The sequence below is a fragment of the Pseudomonas sp. GL_103 genome, assembly GCF_057835175.1.
Map to the genome: position 1 here is coordinate 5,030,104 of NZ_CM174420.1, position 17,843 is coordinate 5,047,946.

The window sequence follows — 17,843 nt, forward strand, 5'->3', positions numbered from 1 at the left end:
TCTAGGCGTTCACCTCCCGCCCCGGCCAGTAGTCTTGTCATTCAAGCACCTTGCACGACCCACCATGCAATACATAGTTATGTCGTTTCTCCCCGCATAGGCTGCTAGCATCGGATGGATACACAATCCCGATCCAGGCCACATCGTCAGGTTGCCCATGCTCGAGACCACAGCACAGCCACGGAATGCGCCGCTGTCACCGCCACTGGATACGCGGTACCAGGTCGAAACGCCGGAGGGCGTCGATCTGCCACTGCGCCCGGCCGGGTTGATGGTCCGTGCGCTGGCATTCTCCATCGATCTTGGATTGCGCGGCCTGGTCCTGGGCGTGCTGTTCATTGTGTTGGCGATGCTCGGCAAACTGGGCGCCGGGCTCGGCTCGATCCTGCTGTTCGTGGTGAGCTGGTGGTACATGGTGCTGTTCGAGGTGCTGAACCACGGCCGCTCGCCGGGCAAGCAATGGATGGGCTTGCGGGTGGTGCACGACGATGGCACTCCGGTCGGCTGGTCCGCGTCGCTGCTGCGCAACCTGCTGCGCGTGGTCGACCTGCTGCCGTTCGGTTACTTCCTCGGGGCCGTCAGTTGCCTGCAACACCCCCACTTCAAGCGCCTCGGCGATATCGCCGCCGGGACCCTGGTGATCTACCGCGAACAATCGCACACCCGCCCCGAACTCCCCGAAGCCCAGTCGCGTCGCCCGGCCTTTGTCCTGACACTCACCGAGCAACGGGCCATCCTCGGGTTTGCCGAGCGCCAGGGTGAACTCTCCGAAGCGCGGGTCAATGAACTGGCTTCGATTCTCGCCCACCCCTTGCAAGTCCAGCCCCCGCAGGCGGTGACCGAGCTCAACGGCATCGCCCGCGGCTTGTTGGGGCCGACATGAAGCAAAGCCTTTTTGAAAGCCGGCACAAGGCCGAATGGGACCATTTCTCCCACCTGCTCGAGCAGTTGGAACGGGACGATAAGGCCACCGACACCGGCAGTTTCCCGAAGGACTACCGACGCCTCTGCCAACACCTGGCACTGGCACGGGAGCGTGGCTACAGCAGTTTCCTGATCGACTCTTTGCAGCAACAGGTGCTGCGCGGACACCAACAGCTTTACCGTCATCGCAGCCGTTTGGGGGCCAATGTTCTGGCATTCATCCTGGCCGACTTCCCGCGACTGGTGCGCGAACAGTGGCGTTTCGTCCTCGCCGCCAGCCTGATGTTCTTTGGCAGCCTGGCCGGTTTCGCGCTGCTGGTGTACCTGTACCCGGAGCTGGTCTACAACCTGATCCCCGCCGAGCAGGTCAGCGAGATGCAAAGCATGTACGACCCCGTTGCCGGTCACCTCGGGCGCACGGCGGAACGGGCTGCCAGTGAGGACTGGGCGATGTTCGGCTACTACATCATGCACAACATCGGCATTGCCTTTCAGACCTTCGCCAGTGGTTTGCTGTTCGGTCTGGGCAGCGTGTTTTTCCTGATTTTCAACGGTCTGATGATCGGGGCGGTGGCCGGACATCTGACCTACGTCGGCTACGGGCAAACCTTTTGGTCATTTGTGATCGGCCATGGCGCTTTCGAACTCAGCGCCATCGCCCTGGCCGGTGCCGCCGGTCTGAAGCTGGGCTGGGCCTTGGTCGCCCCGGGGCGCCTGCCACGGGCCGAGGCCTTGCGATTGGCGGCGCGCAAGAGCGTGCTGCTGATCTGCGGGGCCATGCTGTTTCTGTTGATCGCGGCCTTTATCGAAGCCTATTGGTCGTCAAAGACCGGCCCTTCGCACCAGACCAAGTACCTGGTCGGCGCGGCGCTCTGGCTGCTGGTGGTGGTTTATCTCGTGTTTGCCGGACGTCACCGCCATGCGCCTGAGTGACGCCACGGTGGTGATTCGCCCACGTTCGACCTGGGAAGCCATGGACCTCGGGGTGCTCCTGAGCCAACGCCACCGACGCCTGTTGATGACCAGTTGGGCCTTGGTCACCTTGCCGGTTTTCGTGCTGCTCAGCTGGGGACTCTGGGATTCGCCGTCTCTCGCCGTGTTCATTTTCTGGTGGCTGAAGCCGGCGTTCGAACGCCTGCCCTTGTACATCCTGTCCCAGGCCATGTTCGGTGAAACGCCCACGCTCAAGCAGGCCCTTCACCAATGGCCACGCCTGCTCAAACCGCAATTGCTGGCCAGCCTGACCTGGCGACGCCTGAGTTTGCCCCGCAGTTTCGTGATGCCGGTGGTGCAGCTCGAAGGACTCCACGGGCAGCAACGGCAACAGCGTCTACAGGTGCTGTTGCAGCGAGACGCCGGCGCCGCACGCTGGCTGACGATCATCGGCGCGCACCTGGAAGGCGCATTGTGGATCGGCTTGATGGTGTTGTTCTATTTGCTGCTGCCACAACAGGTCGCGCTCGACTGGAGCTGGCAGTCGCTGATCTCGGCGGCCACCCAGGACTGGCGCTGGCTGGAACACCTGACCAATGCCTTTTATGCACTGGTGCTGGTGATTTGGGAACCGATCTATGTCGCCTGCGGTTTCAGCCTGTACCTGAACCGGCGCACCGTACTGGAGGCCTGGGATATCGAACTGGTGTTCCGCCGAATGCGCCAACGTCTGGTCAGTGCAAGCGCTGTCCTGTTGATGGCCGTGATTGTGCTGATGCCGACCACCCACAACGCATGGGCCACAGAACCGGCCCTCTCACCCGACAGCCCGCGCTTGCTGGATCAGCCCCTGACCAGCCAGGCTTCCAGGGACAGCATCAAGTCGATCCTCGAACAGCCGCCTTTCAAGAACCGGGAGCTGGTCACGCGCTACCGCTTTGGCGAAGAGCAACCGAGTGCTGAAGCCGCGGACGATGGCAAGACGCCGCAATGGTTGAAGGCCCTGCTGAAGCTGCTTGAGGGGCAACGCTTCGGGGCATTGGCGACACTGATTGAAATCGTGTTGTGGGGCACCGTCATGGGTGCCGTCGGCCTGTTGATCTGGCGCTATCGCGACTGGTTGCAGGCGTTCGTCAGCCGACGATCGATCCCCGACAGCAAAGCTACGCGACCATTCCCGCAGCAGGCATTCGGCATGGACCTCAAGCCCGAGTCCCTGCCCGCCGACATCGCCGCCCACGCAGAAAGTCTTTGGCAGACGCATCCACGCGAAGCGCTTGGTTTGCTTTATCGCGCCCTGCTCAGCCGTCTGTTGCACGACTTCAACATCGCGCTCAAGTCCGCCGACACTGAAGGCCAGGTGCTTCGGCGTGTCGAACTACTGCAGCAGCCGGCCTTGCTGGCCTACAGCCAAAACCTGACCGGGCACTGGCAAAACATGGCCTACGGGCATCGCCTGCCGCCCGCTCAGGTGCAGCAGGAACTGTGTAACGGCTGGCGTGTTCTGTTCGGCCCGGAGGCTGCCCGTTGAGTCGGCGCTGGGGCTCGATAGCCGGTGCATTGGTTGCCGTATTGCTGGCTGCGCTGAGCGTTTATCTGTACCTCAAGGCTACCCCCTACCAGACCGAAATCGACCACGGTCCCTCCCCCGAAGCCAATGCCGATCCTTATCTGGCCGCAGAGTTGTTCCTGCGCAAGCAAGGCCTGAACGTCGGCCACGCCAACGGCCTCGACATCCTGCCCAGCCTCGACCCGCGTCAACACAGCCTGCTGTTGCTCGGGGAACGCGGCAACATGACCCCACGGCAAATCGACCAGGTGATGAACTGGACCCGGGCCGGCGGCCGGCTTCTGTTCGTCGCCGAGTCGCTGTGGGATGAAAAACTCGGCCATAGCAATGACCTGCTGCTCGACCGGGTGCAACTGCACCAGTCCCTGAGCAAAGACCTCAAGGCCCCACCGCCGGGTGTCGGTGACGATCCATACCCGCTACTGACCAAGCTCTATCTGGAAGACGAGGACGCCCCGGCGTATGCCGGTTTCGATACCGCGTTCCATCTCGAAGACCCGAAAAACCTTGCCCTGGCCTGGGCCAACAGCGCCAGGGCCACCCACATGATGCAACTCGACCACGGGCTCGGTTCGATCATCGTGGTCACCGATGCCGACCTGTGGAAAACCCCGGCCATCGACCACTACGACAACGCCTGGCTGCTCTGGTACCTGACCGCCGACACTCGCGTGACGCTGATATTCAACACCGATCACGACAGCCTGCTGACCTTGCTGTTGCGTTATTTCCCCCAGGCGCTGGTCGCGCTGTTCGCCTTGATCGGCCTGGGCTTCTGGCACTTTGGCGTGCGTCAGGGGCCACTGCTGGAACCGGCGCCGAAAGCGCGCCGGCAATTGCAGGAGCACCTGCGCGCCAGTGCCGACTTCCTGTTGCGCCGCAACGGTCAGGTCGGCCTGCTGCAAGCCTTGCAGCAAGACATCCTGCGGCGCGTGCGGCGTCGCCATCCCGGTTTTGAACAACTCGGCGTTGCCGAACAATGGCTGGTGCTCGCGCGCCTGACCGGCCAACCCACACGCGCCATCAGCCAGGCCATGAGCCCGCGACCGAAACAACGGCTTTCCAGCGTTGAATTCAGCCGTCAGGTCGCCCACCTGCAAACCTTGAGGAACGCCCTATGATCTGGTACCTAACAAGTGTTAGGTATCAACAATAGTTAGGAACTGCCGCTAAATCCTCAGATGGGCAAGAAGGCTCGCTCCTACTAGCTGTTCGAGGCTACCTCCGGCAGTTGCGGGTGCGAGCCACATTTGAGTCGACCTCTCATCGTCCGCATTGAGTTGAATCCACAGCCGAAAGCGGATGTTCCCAGGCACCTACGAAGTTATGGCGATTTAGTCTTGGTCCGTGGGAAATCAGTGCTCGCCATTAATCTTTCGTGAACATACGCCTCAAATTGTGCGGCTGGCAGTGGCGGGGAAAACAGGAAGCCCTGGTAGGTCTGGCAGCCATGCTTGACCAGAAAGGTGCGCTGAGCTTCTGTCTCCACACCTTCTGCAATCACCGAAAGCCCCAATATCTGGCTCAGGCTCACAATCGCGCAGGCGATGGCGGCGTCGTTGGGATCAACCAGCACATCTCTGATGAAGGACTGGTCGATCTTGAGTTGATCCAGCGGAAGGCTCTTCAGGTATGACAGTGACGAGTAGCCGGTTCCGAAATCATCCAGCGAAAGGCCTATGCCGATCTCTTTCAACTCAATCATTTTGGCGACAGTACCTTCCATATCCTCTATCAGCAGGCCTTCGGTCAGTTCCAGTTTCAATTTCTTCGGATCGGCCCCCGTGTATCTCAGTACTTGCAGTACCTCCTCGACGAAGTCCGGATGGTGAAACTGGCGGGCGCTGACATTCACAGCCATACCCAGTCGGGCGGTTTCGAAATGCTTTGCCCAGGCAACCAGCTGAGTGCAGGCTGCCTGCAGCGCCCAACGGCCTAACGGCAGAATCAACCCCGTTTCCTCTGCCAATGGAATGAACTCGCCTGGAAACACGACTCCGCGCTCAGGATTCTGCCATCTCATCAGTGCCTCTGCGCCAATGATACGGCCCTCACTATTCACCTGCGGCTGGTAATGAAGAAGGAATTCGTTGTCCTGCAAGCCTTGGCGCAAGTCTACTTCCAGTCTGGCGCGTGCGGTGGCAACCGCCTGCATTTCCGGATCGAAGAAGCGCATGGTATTGCGGCCCGCCGCCTTGGCGCGATACATCGCCAGGTCAGCGCGCTTCATAATATCGTCCACTGTGCTCAGCTGCCCCTGGAACAGCGCAATGCCGAGACTGGGGGTGCTGTGGTGCTCATATCCATCCAACTGGTAGGAAATGTTCAGAGATTTGAGAATCTTTTCGCCAATAGCCTTGGCCTGGATAGCTGCTTCTGGAGGATTCTCATTAAGGCCATCCAGCAGGACGACGAATTCGTCTCCGCCCAGGCGAGCCACCGTGTCGTTCTCGCGTATGCAGCCGCAAAGGCGCAGAGCAACTTGCTGCAGCAACATGTCGCCTCTGTCATGCCCCAGCGTGTCGTTCAGTGCCTTGAAGTTATCCAGGTCAATGAGAATTATCGCGCTCGTATGCAGGCTACGGGAGCTGCCCGCCAGCAGATGCTGTAACCGGTCCAACATGAGCCGCCTGTTGGCCAGCCCGGTCAACTGATCGTAGAAGGCCAAACGCTGGACCTCTTGCTCAGCGGTCTTACGGTGGGTGATGTCAGTATTGATCGACAGAACGGATTGCGGCTGGCCATCATCGTCTCGCACCAGGGTTCGATGACTTTCGAGCGTGATGGTGCAGCCATCCCGGCGTCGAAGTGTAACTTCGTCCGCCCAGTCACCCGTTTCTATCAGGCTGTTAGTGGCCGCATTGAAAGCGGCGCTACCCTGGTAGATCAACTCCTGTGCCGATTTGCCGAGTGCCTCTTCCTTTGACAGACCGTAGAGACGCTCGGCACTTTTGTTCCAGTACAGGATGCGGTTATCCATCCCGTGAACGACAATGGCGTCCTGGGCCTTGTCCAGCAGCGATGCTTGCTGGCGGGCCTGCTTCTCGCTTTCGCGCAGCACTGCCAGATAACCTTCCCTTTCGGCTGCTTGCGACTCCATTTCGCGCCTGATCTTGCCCCCGTAGATAACGGCCGCACTGACCATCAGTAGTACGAACACCATGATCGCGTATTCGACCCGGCGCAGTTCTTCGACCGACTCAAGCTCCTCCTCCAGGAGCTTGCTTTGAATCAGGCCAACGCGATCCCGCACGGTACTGAGTGAGGCGAGCAACAGGGCAAACTTCCTGTCCATCGTTGCCATGCGTTTGCCGGCATTATCCGACTGCCCCTCCCTGAAGTAGGAAAAGATCAGCAAGGCCTCGTTCACCATTTCGACCATCGCGGCATCAACTGCACCCACCTCATCCTTCAATGCAAGGGTAAAGGCTTGTATATCTGCACTGTGTTCAGCCTCATTGGCGATCCGTACTTCCAACTGTTTTTTGGCCATTGCCAAATGCTCGTTGAAGGCGCGCAAGGCTTCATTCATGTTCCACGATTCGGCTTCAACATTATGTGTATCGAACACATTATTGCCCGGCGCATTGACTGTGGAAGCCAGGCTGCCCAGCGTTGAATAGCTCGACAGCTGTTGGACCCACGACTGGTTTGCCTTGATGGAGCGGTGATAGGTATCGACGATCAGGTGATTCAATAGCACGCTCAGCACAACAACCAGCACGTCGAATCCCGCAAGAAAAAAGTACATGCGGTGCCATTTGGTCGAGCGCGGCTTATTTGAACTGGTGGGTATGGCTTGCTTTGCGGCGCTTTTCTTCCTGAAAGAATCCATTTCACAATCTCCAAACATAATCCTTTTAAAATTGACCAATAGAAGCGGTATTCGGAAACCAATTAACCTTTTGTGCCGACACCTGAACCTGAGAACACACCGCACGTAGCATTAGCCAAATTTTTTCTCTGTTCTGGATTCACGCTGGTTTTCGTGAGCGAAGCTCCCGAGACAAGCAATATCTACCGAAGCTATACGTCTTAAGTGTCACGCCAACCAACTATTCGACACTAAGCAATGCATTTGGCGATGCTAATTTCATGGTGAAATTTTTTACTCTCGGAAGCAGTCTCTTAACATTTCGGCGATAAAACGAAATCATTTTCATTTGTTGTGTTTGACATCATCGTTTCAGGTAACGATTCTCCTCGCTTTCCATTGTAGAACTGAACGTCGACAATCACTTTTGCCAGATGCTCTGTTCCTTTCAATTTCCTCAGCCTCGTTCTGCGCCTCTGGCGAGCGTGCAGACCTTGGCCAGCAGGTCTGGGGTGAGCAGATCCCCGTTTTCGCAGTGCCCAGCCGCACCGTAGCGAAAGTCGATTCGATCCTGAGTGATCCCAACAGATCTAGTCCAAACCCTGCGCCTGCAGGTGCAGGGTTTGCTCCATGTCTTCCCGAGTGTCGTTGCGGATTTGCACCCCTGAACTGGATGCTTCACGCAGAATAGTCGGGTGACATAGGGCACGTTGCGGGTCATTTCCGCGCAGCCTGCCGGACTGCCTGATCAGTCTCGACAGCAGACCAAGCATAGCCACTAATTTGCCGTTATTCTGTTCGCCGACTGCTCCAGGTCGGTAGCAGCCCTTGATGGTCGGCAGCGTTCGGCCATGAGCTGTCGTTCGCTGGCACCAACTTTTTGACAGCGGGCTGGCCGCTCGGCCTCCAAAAAGCGGACGCCCCCGCGCTCCGCGACGACTGCCTAATCGTTTCATTTAAAGCGGCAAGCCCGCGCCTTGACGCAGCGCATTTGCAACGGCAACGAAATGAGGGAGTCGGTTGACCGTCATAGACTAACCTCCACCTCTGACGAACGCTCAAATGAAGGGTTGCCATGGGATTGCAATGAGGCAGATTGGCAGTCACTCACTCGTTCCACGCGTAAAAAAATACGTGAAAAAAGTTAGATTAGATAAGTGACTGATTTATGGAAGATAAAACAAATATAACTGTTAACAAGGCTCCGGAACCCATGAGTCAACCGATCGAGCCCGACGCACCGAGCCATGCCACTCAACAACGTCAGCGTGCCGGCCATCTGGCCCAGGCTGTACGCAAGGAACTGCAAAAAGCGGTGATTGGCCAGGACGGCGTGATCGACGACGTCCTGACGGCACTGATCGCCGGCGGCCACGTGTTGCTCGAAGGCGTGCCGGGCTTGGGCAAGACACTGTTGGTACGCGCCCTCGCCCGCTGCTTCGGCGGTGAGTTCGCGCGCATCCAGTTCACCCCGGACCTGATGCCCAGCGACGTCACCGGGCACGCCGTGTATGACTTGCAGACCGAGAAATTCAAACTGCGCAAGGGGCCGTTGTTCACCAACCTGCTGCTGGCGGACGAGATCAACCGTGCCCCGGCGAAAACCCAGGCCGCGCTGCTCGAAGCCATGCAGGAGCGGCAAGTCACCCTCGAAGGCCAGCCTTTGTCGATTGCGCAACCGTTCATGGTGCTCGCCACGCAGAACCCGATCGAACAGGAAGGCACTTACCCCTTGCCGGAGGCTGAACTGGACCGTTTCATGCTCAAGGTGCGCATGGATTACCCCGACGCCGGGCAAGAGCTGGACATGGTGCGTCAGGTCAGCCGCTCGACCCGGGCCGACATGCTTGATGTCCAGCCGATGCGCACGTTGCTCCAGGCCAGGGATGTACTGGCCCTGCAACGCATCGCCAGCGACCTGGCCCTGGATGACCAGGTGCTCGATTACGCCGTGCGCCTGGCCCGCTCCACCCGCAACTGGCCCGGCTTGATCCTCGGCGCCGGCCCACGCGCATCCATCGCGCTGGTGCGCTGTGCCCGGGCCCGTGCGCTGCTGCGCGGCGGTGAGTTCGTGATTCCGGATGACATCAAAGGCTGCGCCCTGGCCGTGCTGCGCCATCGTGTGCGCATCGCGCCGGAGCTGGACATCGAGGGCCTGGATGTCGATCAGGTGCTCCAGCAGATGCTCGACCAAGTGCCGGCGCCGCGCCTGTGAAACCCTCGCGCCTGATGCTCGCCTGGCTGTTGACCCTGCTGGCCTGCACCATTGTGTCGGGCGCTTTGCGGGCATTGGAGTTCGCGGTTCCGGCGAATCTCATGGCGATCAACTGGGGGTTGCTCCTGGCGCTGCTGGCCCTGGCCATCCTCGATGCCATTCGCCTCAAGCGCTTGCCTTCGCCCCGACTGAAACGCCAGTTGCCCGGCAGCCTGGCGCTGGGTCGATGGAGCGAGGTGCAACTGACAGTCGAACACGACTTCGCACAACCGCTGAACGTACAAGTCTTCGACCACGTGCCACCTGGCCTGAGCTTCGAAAACCTGCCACTGACGGTTGAGCTGCAACCCGGCCGGCACAGCCTTGCCGGATATCGCCTGCGCCCGCTCAAGCGCGGCCACTTCAGCTTCAAACGCTGCGAAATTGACCTGCCAAGCCCCTTGGGGCTCTGGTCGGACAGACGCTTGCTGGACCTGCCCGACGCCACCCGTGTCTATCCCGATTTCGCCCGCTTGTATGAAGGGCAGTTGCTGGCGGTGGACAACTGGCTCAGCCAGCTTGGCGTCCGCCAGAAACAACGACGGGGCCTGGGCCTGGAATTCCATCAATTGCGCGAATTTCGCGAGGGCGACAGCCTGCGCCAGATCGACTGGAAAGCCACCGCCCGACAGCGCACGCCGATTGCCCGGGAGTATCAGGACGAACGCGATCAGCAGATCATTTTCATGCTCGACTGCGGCCGGCACATGCGCAGCCAGGATGATGAGCTGTCGCACTTCGATCATGCCCTCAACGCCTGTTTGTTGCTCAGCTACGTGGCGCTACGTCAGGGCAACGCGGTAGGCCTGAGTACCTTTGCCTGCGAACAGCCGCGCTACCTCGCGCCGGTAAAAGGCACCAGCCATCTCAACACCCTGCTCAACACCGTCTATGACTTGAACAGCAGCCAACGCAGCGCCGACTATCAAGCCGCGGCCACGCAATTGCTGGCACGGCAAAAACGCCGGGCACTGGTGGTGCTGGTGACCAACCTGCGCGAAGAGGACGACGATGAACTGCTTCCGGCCGTCCACCGCTTGAGCCGGCAGCATCAGGTGCTGGTCGCGAGCCTGCGCGAAGACGTGCTCGATACCCTGCGTCAATCACCGGTGCAGACCTTGCCCGAAGCGCTGGCCTATTGCGGGACCGTGGACTACCTGAATGCACGCGCCGAACTCCATGAGCGCTTGAACGCTCATGGAGTGTTGCTGATGGATGCGCGGCCCGGTGAGTTGGGGGCAGAATTGGTGACCCGGTACCTGGGCTGGAAAAGAACCGGACTCTGAGCCTGAGCAGTCACTCACAGCCGAGCTCCCATTGATCTCAGGCCGAAGCCGGCAACGGCAGAAAACTGAAATATTGCTTCAACGCCTCCACCAGTTGCCCATACTCCGGTGGCGCCCGTTGCAGGCTGAATCCGGCGTCGTAATGTCTGGGGGTCGCGTCTTCGTGGCACCACAGACAACAGGCCTGCAGGTCGATGATCCGCTGGCCACCTTCGCTGACGGGAATTTTCAGGCGCAGGTTGAAGTCCGCGCCGATCATCATCGGCAGCTGGCTGATCAGCATCAGCCCGTCTTCGGAGACATTGCCCAGGTAGCCGATGGGTTTGCCGGTGATGCCGTTGAACACTTTCAGGAAGTACGGCAGTTGATGCCGCTCGATTCGGCGGTCGGTGAACATGTGCAATTTCGCTATGCAAGGCTCTTAAGCAGAGCCGCACTACTGCTTCGGGGGTACGCATAAGTCTTGCCCGCTCTCCCCGCTTCCGGTGCGCCAGTCCTTGTAGCGCAGAGTCCTGCTTGGCCGGTCACAGGTGTTGCCCCGGTTCATCAGAGGCAACGCTCTGAAACCGGTTCACTGGACTATAGCTCACCACCGCCGGTGAGCCAGCGTTCAGGGGGTTACGGCCGTCAGAACTGCGTGGGTTTTGCCGCTGCGGCACTGCGCAACGGGTAGTGACCCAGGCTTTGCAGGGTTTCCAGCCGGGCGCGGGCGCGGTAGGCGTATTCGCTCTGTGGGTACGAGGCGATGATGAACTGATACGTCTGCGCCGCATCGACAAACATCTTCTGCCGTTCCAGGCACAGGCCGCGCATCATCGATGCTTCCGGCCACACATAAGGCCGCGCCCGGCTTTCGCGCTCGACCTTGGACAGTTCAAGCATGACTTGCTCGCAATTGCCCCGGTCATAGGCTTTGTAGGCATTGTTCAAATGATGGTTCATCGACCAACGGGTGCAACCCGTGACGCTGAGGGCGCTGATGGCAAGGGCGGCAATGAGTACGCAACGCATGGGAAAATCTCCTGTCATGAACGCTGTATCGACCCATGGTCGGAAATCTTCAGGCTGCCGGATGCAAAGTTGCGCAGTTCAATAAAGAAGGCAATAACCAGGTTCTTCGAAAAAACCAAGCTCTTCACGAAAAGTAGTGCATACGAACAATGACTACACCTTCGGAGCATAGTAGCCTCACTCAGCGCTTGAACTCAGGAGTCTTTGCATGTCCGTCCGTCGTACCAAAATCGTCGCCACCCTTGGCCCGGCCAGTAACTCGCCGGAAGTTCTCGAACAGCTGATTCTGGCTGGCCTGGACGTCGCCCGCCTGAACTTCTCCCACGGCACCCCCGACGAGCACAAGGCTCGCGCGAAGCTGGTGCGTGACCTCGCTGCCAAGCATGGCCGCTTCGTCGCCCTGCTGGGTGACCTGCAAGGCCCGAAAATCCGTATCGCCAAATTCGCCAACAAGAAGATCGAGCTGAAGATCGGTGATCAATTCACCTTCTCCACCAGCCATCCTCTGACCGAAGGCAACCAGCAAGTGGTCGGCATCGACTACCCGGACCTGGTCAAGGACTGCGGTGTGGGCGACGAGCTGCTGCTCGACGACGGTCGCGTGGTGATGCGCGTCGATACCGCCACGGCCACCGAACTGAACTGCACCGTGACCATCGGCGGCCCGCTGTCCGACCACAAAGGCATCAACCGTCGCGGTGGCGGCCTGACCGCTCCGGCCCTGACTGAAAAAGACAAGGCTGACATCAAGCTCGCTGCGGAAATGGAAGTCGACTACCTCGCGGTATCTTTCCCGCGTGACGCCGCCGACATGGAATACGCCCGTCAACTGCGCGACGAAGCCGGCGGCACTGCCTGGCTGGTGGCGAAGATCGAACGCGCCGAAGCCGTGGCCGACGACGAAACCCTCGACGGCCTGATCAAGGCGTCCGACGCGGTGATGGTTGCCCGTGGTGACCTGGGTGTGGAAATCGGCGACGCCGAGCTGGTGGGCATCCAGAAGAAGATCATTCTGCACGCACGCCGCCACAACAAGGCTGTGATCGTCGCGACCCAGATGATGGAGTCGATGATCCAGAACCCGATGCCGACCCGCGCCGAAGTGTCCGACGTAGCCAACGCCGTGCTCGACTACACCGACGCCGTGATGCTCTCGGCCGAAAGCGCCGCTGGCCTGTACCCGCTGGAAGCCGTTCAGGCCATGGCGCGCATCTGCATCGGTGCCGAAAAGCACCCGACCAGCAAGACCTCCAGCCACCGCATCGGCAAAGAGTTCGAGCGCTGCGACGAAAGCATCGCACTGGCGACCATGTACACCGCCAACCACTTCCCGGGCGTGAAGGCGATCATCGCCCTGACCGAAAGTGGCTACACCCCGCTGATCATGTCGCGCATCCGCTCCTCGGTGCCGATCTACGCGTTCACCCCGCACCGCGAGGCTCAGGCCCGCGCGGCAATGTTCCGTGGCGTGTACACCATCCCGTTCGACCCGGCTTCGCTGGCGCCGAACGAAGTCAGCCAGAAGGCTATCGACGAGCTGGTCAAGCGCGGCGTAGTACAGAAAGGCGACTGGGTCATTCTGACCAAGGGCGACAGCTACCACACCACCGGCGGCACCAACGGCATGAAGATCCTGCACGTTGGCGACCCGATGGTCTGAGTGACCGGTTGCTGAAAAACAAAAGCCCCGCCATGTGAATGGCGGGGCTTTTTTTATTCCAAACAGATTGAACGAACTGTCAGATCTGACAGTAGTTCTCCTCTACCGAACGTACTTCAATCCAGTCTCGTCCATTGGTCACTCAACCGGTGCCCGGATTGACCTCACTATTAGACTGAGTACGCGATAATGACTATTCAAAAAAGGTTCGATGCTGGAATGCTTGATCCGACATTCGGAGATGAAGGCATGGTGATCATCGAAGGCATAGATCCGCAGTACCGCAGGCGTTATGTACGGAGTGTCACGTCGGTGGGTACCGGCCCGGACTCTAAAATTTATTTCGCAGGTTTCGCTGGCAACGGTTTCGGAGACAAAGAAAGATACTTCGTAGGTCGTTTGAACAGCGACGGGACACCTGACACGAAGTTTGGTGGCAAAGGAATTGTTCAGGATGTGTTCCCGCGAAAACCGCAGGCAATGGTGACCTCATTTGCCGTTCAACCCGATGAAAAAATAGTCATTCAGGGGTATGAAGAGGGGAGTTCCGTCTTTGCTCGTTTCAACGCGAATGGAACTCTTGATATGGAGTTCGGGGAAAACGGCTATTCCATTATCGATTTTGACAATGCATCCAGCGGGCCACCATTGGCTCATGATCGAGAGCGCATCACCGGTAGTAGCAATGGCGGTCTTTTGGGAGTGGAAATCCTGCCCGATGGAAAGATCGTAGCTTGCACCTATGCAGGCTACATCGTACGGCTGACCCAGAATGGAGCTTTGGACAAAGACTTCAACCGGACGGGTTATCTAAAGGTTGATCACCCTGATTATCCGCTGAATTCGCTGCAACTGTACGACATCCTGGTGCAAAGCGATGGCAAATATGTCGCCTGCGGTACAGCCTTCCCTTTGAATGCAGACTTTCAAGCAACATTTGTACGCTGCGACAGCGCAGGCAGTATCGACCGAACTTTTGGTACACGTGGAGACGGATTTGTCGTCATCAACGGTCCGGCTGGAGTTGGTATCGAAAGAATGACAAGACAACCGAACCAGCGAATTCTGGGTGTCGGAAGCAGTTACGAAATATTTGAAAGCGGCGTATTACACAGCCTGGAACCTGACGGTAAACCTAATATCCAGTTCAACCGGGGCGAGCCCTTGTACACCAGCCTGGAAAGCAACAAGCGAACATTGTGGATGGGCGCCGCCATACAAAAGGATGGAAAGATTGTGACGGCCGCTACACTGGGTGACGATTCAACCAGAGAGTATGAAGTTGTCGTTGCACGCTTTATCAACGAAAAAATTGACACCTCATTCGGCAATGGACAAGGCTGGGTGCGCACTCGTTTGCCGGACGAAGGTGGAGGCTATCCAAGCTCCATCGCATTGCAGGATGACGGGAAAATCCTGGTTTCTACTGTCGGACGAGCGGAGATACCCAGAATCTTGCGTTATCTACCCTAGAGCTTGCTTTCCCCTTCAAGGATGAAGAAATCGCTGCCTTCGGGAACGCCAACAAGGGTTTGTCGAAGGCTGCGATCTTTTTGGACGCCTGGTCAAATCAATGCCGTTTGATGAACCCCATCAACGCCGCCAACGCCTCCGGCGAACGCACCCGCTGGGTAAACAACGCCCCCTCCTCTTCAATCACCTTGCGCACCAACTCCCGGTCCGGCGCCTTCATCAGTTGCTTGCTGATGCGCACCGCTTCCGGCGGCAGCGACTCGAAGCGCAGCGCCATCTCCCGCGCCTTGGCCAAGGCTTCTTCGCCACTGCCCAGCGCTTGCGACGCAATGCCCCACGCAGCGGCCTGCTCACCGTTGAAACCTTCACCGAGCAGCAACAACTCCGCCGCCTTGGCCTGCCCGAGCAGACGCGGCAGGATCAGGCTGGAGCCGAACTCCGGGCATAGGCCAAGGTTGACGAACGGCATGCGCAGGCGGGCGTCGCGACTGACGTAGACCAGATCGCAATGCAGCAACATCGTCGTGCCAATGCCCACCGCTGCACCGGCCACGGCGGCGATCACCGGTTTGCGGCATTCGAGCAGGTTGAGCATGAACTGGAATACCGGGCTGTCGAGGCCGCTCGGCGGTTGCTGGATGAAATCGGCGATGTCGTTGCCGGCGGTGAAGCACTCGGCAGAACCGGTGATCAGCACGGCGTTGATTCCGGGGTCGCTGTCGGCCTGTTTCAACGCCTCGGCCAGGTCGCTGTACATGGCGCGGGTCAGGGCGTTTTTCTTGTCCGGGCGATTCAGGCGCAGGGTCAACAGGCCGCGTTCGCGTTCAACTTGGATGGCATCGGTCATGGCAGGTCTCGCGTCTGAAAAGTCAGCGCTCAACCACGGGGCAGGAACACATCGGCCAGCAGTTGATTGCGCGGCAATCCCGCCAGGTAAAGGCGCCGGGCAAAGGCGTCGACGCTGTCGGGGCCTCCGCAGAGTAAGGCCAGGGTTTGCCGCGAAACAAGCCGCAGTTGCGCCAAAGCCGCTGGCAACTCGGCCGGCGTCCACAGTTCGACGCTCAGGTTCGGACGGCTGGTGGCCATGGCTTGCAGCGGTTTGGCCAGGTAGTGCTCATCGGCATCATGGGCCAGGTGGATGACGCGGATGGCCCCCTGGTGATCCTGGCGTAGCGCTTCGCGCAATACACCAAACAACGGCCCCAACCCGGTGCCGGCCGCCATCAACCACAACGGCCTGGCGTGCCAGTCAGGGTCGTAGTGCAAGGCACCGCCGCGCAGTTCACCGAGACGGATCGGATCGCCGATGCGCAATTGCCTGGCGGCATCGCTGAATTCCCCGGGCATGCGGCAATCGAGATGAAACTCCAGAAAACGGTCTTCCTGCGGCAGACTGGCGAGAGAATACGGCCGCGCCACGCTGCCCGCCCACAACACCAGATGCTGTCCGGCGCTGTAGCGCAACGGCCGCTGCGGGATTACCCGCAAGCGCAGCACCGTGGTGCTCAACCAATCGATCGCCGCGACTTCGGCCGGATGGCCATCGGTTTGCGGGTCGAAGGCATGCACCTGCAAGTCCTCGATCACCTGGCACTGGCACGCCAGGCGCCAGCCCTGTTCACGCTGCTGTGCACTCAGGGCATCGGGGCGGCTGTCGCTCGGCAGGCCCCGCACACACTGCACCAGGCACGCATGGCAACTGCCGGCGCGGCAACTGTAAGGCACTGGCACGCCGTTCTGGTTCAGCGCGTCGAGCAGATTGCTGCCCGCCGTCACTGACCATTGGCGCTCACCGACCCGCAGCTCAGGCATCGACGTTCTCCCACGCTGCCGCGCAGCGGTTGCGGCCGTCACGCTTGGCGCGATAAAGCGCCTGATCGGCCTGTTGCAGGGCGTCATCGAGGTCGTCGCCCCGTTCCAGCAGGGTCATGCCGGCGGACAGGCTGAGGTTGCGCACATCCAGACCAATCAACTCGACATCGGTGAACGCGATGCGCAGCCGTTCGCAGCACGAAGTCAGACTGTCGGCATCGCAATCGGGCAGCAGTACCACGAACTCTTCACCGCCATAGCGGGCCAGAACATCACCGTCGCGCAGACACGCGGAGGCAACGCCGGCAAAGGCTTGCAGCACCTGATCGCCAGCGGCATGGCCGTGCAGGTCGTTGATGCGCTTGAAATGGTCAAGGTCGATCAGCGCCAGGCCATGCACGACACCGGGGTCCATGGCGTTCAATTCGCGGGAAGCCAGGCGCAGGAAATGCCGGCGATTGAACAGGCCCGTGAGCTCGTCGGTGGCGACCAGGTCTTCGAGTTGGCGCATCATCCCGCGTAACGTGTCCTGGTGCGCCTGCAAGGCAAAACGCCGCTGGCGCATACGTTGTCGCGAAGCCTGCACATAGCGGGCATACAGCACCAGCCACACCAGCACGATGAACAGCACACAGACCTGCAACACCGCCATGGCCGGGTCAGGCAACTGGAAGTGGTAGCCCTCCCACAGCGTGATCGCACTGAAACTGAAGAACACCAGCAGCGCGCATCGTACTAAAGACCGGCGTGACAGATGGAACAGGCCGAACAGCAGGATCAGCACGTAAAACACCAGAAACGCGCCCCGGGCTTCGTCCAGATGGGCCATCAGCCACGTTTGCCAGCCCAGCCCCAGCAATACTTGCGCCTCGGTCAGGCTGGGGTCGGCGAAGCGCAGGTTGTAGCCTCTGTAGAACACCGCGAACAGGGTGGCCTGGCTGATCACCACCAGTGCGCTGCCGATGGCGATATTGGAAAGCGGTGCATCATAGTGACCGGTAAAAAACGCCAGCCACAGCAACAGCAATGCCAGGGCATAGGTGCCGGCCGCGAGGGCGAAACGTTTGAGCAACAGGCGCTGGATGGCGTTATGGGTCAATCGTTGA

At 59.6% G+C, this 17,843-nt stretch carries 14 protein-coding genes; 8 read left to right on the forward strand and 6 right to left on the reverse strand.

All coding sequences use genetic code 11. The annotated features are described in order from the left end of the window. The first annotated feature begins 157 nt into the window (after positions 1-157). The 4 genes from AC3IP0_RS22595 to AC3IP0_RS22610 are packed head-to-tail and all read left to right on the forward strand — an operon-like array spanning position 158 to position 4,548. A complete protein-coding gene (locus tag AC3IP0_RS22595) occupies positions 158-883 on the forward strand; it encodes an RDD family protein (protein ID WP_489317052.1) in 726 nt (241 codons plus the stop codon). Next, on the forward strand, positions 880-1,857 hold the full coding sequence (locus AC3IP0_RS22600; protein ID WP_489317053.1) for a stage II sporulation protein M: 978 nt from the start codon (positions 880-882) through the stop codon (positions 1,855-1,857). Before AC3IP0_RS22595 ends, AC3IP0_RS22600 begins: the two co-directional genes overlap by 4 nt. Then, positions 1,844-3,388, forward strand: coding sequence for a DUF4129 domain-containing protein (locus AC3IP0_RS22605; RefSeq protein WP_489317054.1), 1,545 nt, complete (start codon positions 1,844-1,846; stop codon positions 3,386-3,388). Before AC3IP0_RS22600 ends, AC3IP0_RS22605 begins: the two co-directional genes overlap by 14 nt. Further along, positions 3,385-4,548: a DUF4350 domain-containing protein gene (locus tag AC3IP0_RS22610; protein ID WP_489317055.1), complete on the forward strand. Its 1,164-nt coding sequence runs from the start codon at positions 3,385-3,387 to the stop codon at positions 4,546-4,548. Before AC3IP0_RS22605 ends, AC3IP0_RS22610 begins: the two co-directional genes overlap by 4 nt. 203 nt (positions 4,549-4,751) lie before the next feature. Here AC3IP0_RS22610 and AC3IP0_RS22615 read toward each other — a convergent pair whose 3' ends face one another. Beyond that, complete coding sequence (locus tag AC3IP0_RS22615; RefSeq protein WP_489317056.1) at positions 4,752-7,262, reverse strand: putative bifunctional diguanylate cyclase/phosphodiesterase; 2,511 nt, start codon at positions 7,260-7,262, stop codon at positions 4,752-4,754. Between the two features lie 1,192 nt (positions 7,263-8,454). Between AC3IP0_RS22615 and AC3IP0_RS22620 the strand changes: the two genes are divergently transcribed. Both AC3IP0_RS22620 and AC3IP0_RS22625 read left to right on the forward strand, forming a co-directional pair. After that, positions 8,455-9,456, forward strand: a complete 1,002-nt coding sequence (locus AC3IP0_RS22620) for an AAA family ATPase (protein WP_489317057.1) — start codon at positions 8,455-8,457, stop codon at positions 9,454-9,456. After that, entirely contained in the window at positions 9,453-10,781 is a 1,329-nt protein-coding gene (locus AC3IP0_RS22625) for a DUF58 domain-containing protein (RefSeq protein ID WP_489325970.1), read from the forward strand. Before AC3IP0_RS22620 ends, AC3IP0_RS22625 begins: the two co-directional genes overlap by 4 nt. A 37-nt stretch (positions 10,782-10,818) precedes the next feature. Here AC3IP0_RS22625 and AC3IP0_RS22630 read toward each other — a convergent pair whose 3' ends face one another. Together AC3IP0_RS22630 and AC3IP0_RS22635 are read right to left on the reverse strand one after the other, a co-directional pair. Then, entirely contained in the window at positions 10,819-11,178 is a 360-nt protein-coding gene (locus AC3IP0_RS22630; protein ID WP_489317059.1) for a PilZ domain-containing protein, read from the reverse strand. A gap of 230 nt (positions 11,179-11,408) precedes the next feature. Continuing rightward, positions 11,409-11,792 (reverse strand): tetratricopeptide repeat protein, encoded by a 384-nt coding sequence (locus tag AC3IP0_RS22635; RefSeq protein ID WP_489317060.1) that lies wholly within the window; start codon positions 11,790-11,792, stop codon positions 11,409-11,411. A gap of 208 nt (positions 11,793-12,000) precedes the next feature. On the opposite strand from AC3IP0_RS22635, the gene pyk reads away from it, so the two are divergent. Both pyk and AC3IP0_RS22645 read left to right on the forward strand, forming a co-directional pair. Further along, on the forward strand, positions 12,001-13,452 hold the full coding sequence (gene pyk, locus AC3IP0_RS22640) for a pyruvate kinase (RefSeq protein ID WP_150726740.1): 1,452 nt from the start codon (positions 12,001-12,003) through the stop codon (positions 13,450-13,452). A 189-nt stretch (positions 13,453-13,641) separates the two neighbouring features. Further along, positions 13,642-14,925, forward strand: coding sequence for an NHL repeat-containing protein (locus AC3IP0_RS22645; RefSeq protein ID WP_489325971.1), 1,284 nt, complete (start codon positions 13,642-13,644; stop codon positions 14,923-14,925). A 97-nt stretch (positions 14,926-15,022) separates the two neighbouring features. Here the strand turns inward: AC3IP0_RS22645 and AC3IP0_RS22650 are convergent, their stop codons facing one another. From AC3IP0_RS22650 to AC3IP0_RS22660, 3 genes are read right to left on the reverse strand one after another with little or no spacing between them, the layout of a single operon-like run. Next, positions 15,023-15,772: an enoyl-CoA hydratase-related protein gene (locus tag AC3IP0_RS22650; protein WP_489325973.1), complete on the reverse strand. Its 750-nt coding sequence runs from the start codon at positions 15,770-15,772 to the stop codon at positions 15,023-15,025. A 29-nt stretch (positions 15,773-15,801) separates the two neighbouring features. After that, on the reverse strand, positions 15,802-16,737 hold the full coding sequence (locus AC3IP0_RS22655; RefSeq protein ID WP_489325974.1) for an iron-sulfur-binding ferredoxin reductase: 936 nt from the start codon (positions 16,735-16,737) through the stop codon (positions 15,802-15,804). Continuing rightward, positions 16,730-17,836, reverse strand: coding sequence for a GGDEF domain-containing protein (locus AC3IP0_RS22660; protein WP_489325975.1), 1,107 nt, complete (start codon positions 17,834-17,836; stop codon positions 16,730-16,732). Before AC3IP0_RS22660 ends, AC3IP0_RS22655 begins: the two co-directional genes overlap by 8 nt. Positions 17,837-17,843: the final 7 nt, after the last annotated feature.

Bases quoted from the DNA above. Each gene is read 5' to 3' on its own strand.
- AC3IP0_RS22595 (WP_489317052.1), top strand. From the start codon at position 158: ATGCTCGAGACCACAGCACAGCCACGGAATGCGCCGCTGTCACCGCCA.
- AC3IP0_RS22600 (WP_489317053.1), top strand. From the start codon at position 880: ATGAAGCAAAGCCTTTTTGAAAGCCGGCACAAGGCCGAATGGGACCAT.
- AC3IP0_RS22605 (WP_489317054.1), top strand. From the start codon at position 1,844: ATGCGCCTGAGTGACGCCACGGTGGTGATTCGCCCACGTTCGACCTGG.
- AC3IP0_RS22615 (WP_489317056.1), bottom strand. From the start codon at position 7,262: ATGGATTCTTTCAGGAAGAAAAGCGCCGCAAAGCAAGCCATACCCACC.
- AC3IP0_RS22620 (WP_489317057.1), top strand. From the start codon at position 8,455: ATGAGTCAACCGATCGAGCCCGACGCACCGAGCCATGCCACTCAACAA.
- AC3IP0_RS22630 (WP_489317059.1), bottom strand. From the start codon at position 11,178: ATGTTCACCGACCGCCGAATCGAGCGGCATCAACTGCCGTACTTCCTG.
- AC3IP0_RS22635 (WP_489317060.1), bottom strand. From the start codon at position 11,792: ATGCGTTGCGTACTCATTGCCGCCCTTGCCATCAGCGCCCTCAGCGTC.
- pyk (WP_150726740.1), top strand. From the start codon at position 12,001: ATGTCCGTCCGTCGTACCAAAATCGTCGCCACCCTTGGCCCGGCCAGT.
- AC3IP0_RS22645 (WP_489325971.1), top strand. From the start codon at position 13,642: ATGACTATTCAAAAAAGGTTCGATGCTGGAATGCTTGATCCGACATTC.
- AC3IP0_RS22650 (WP_489325973.1), bottom strand. From the start codon at position 15,772: ATGACCGATGCCATCCAAGTTGAACGCGAACGCGGCCTGTTGACCCTG.
- AC3IP0_RS22655 (WP_489325974.1), bottom strand. From the start codon at position 16,737: ATGCCTGAGCTGCGGGTCGGTGAGCGCCAATGGTCAGTGACGGCGGGC.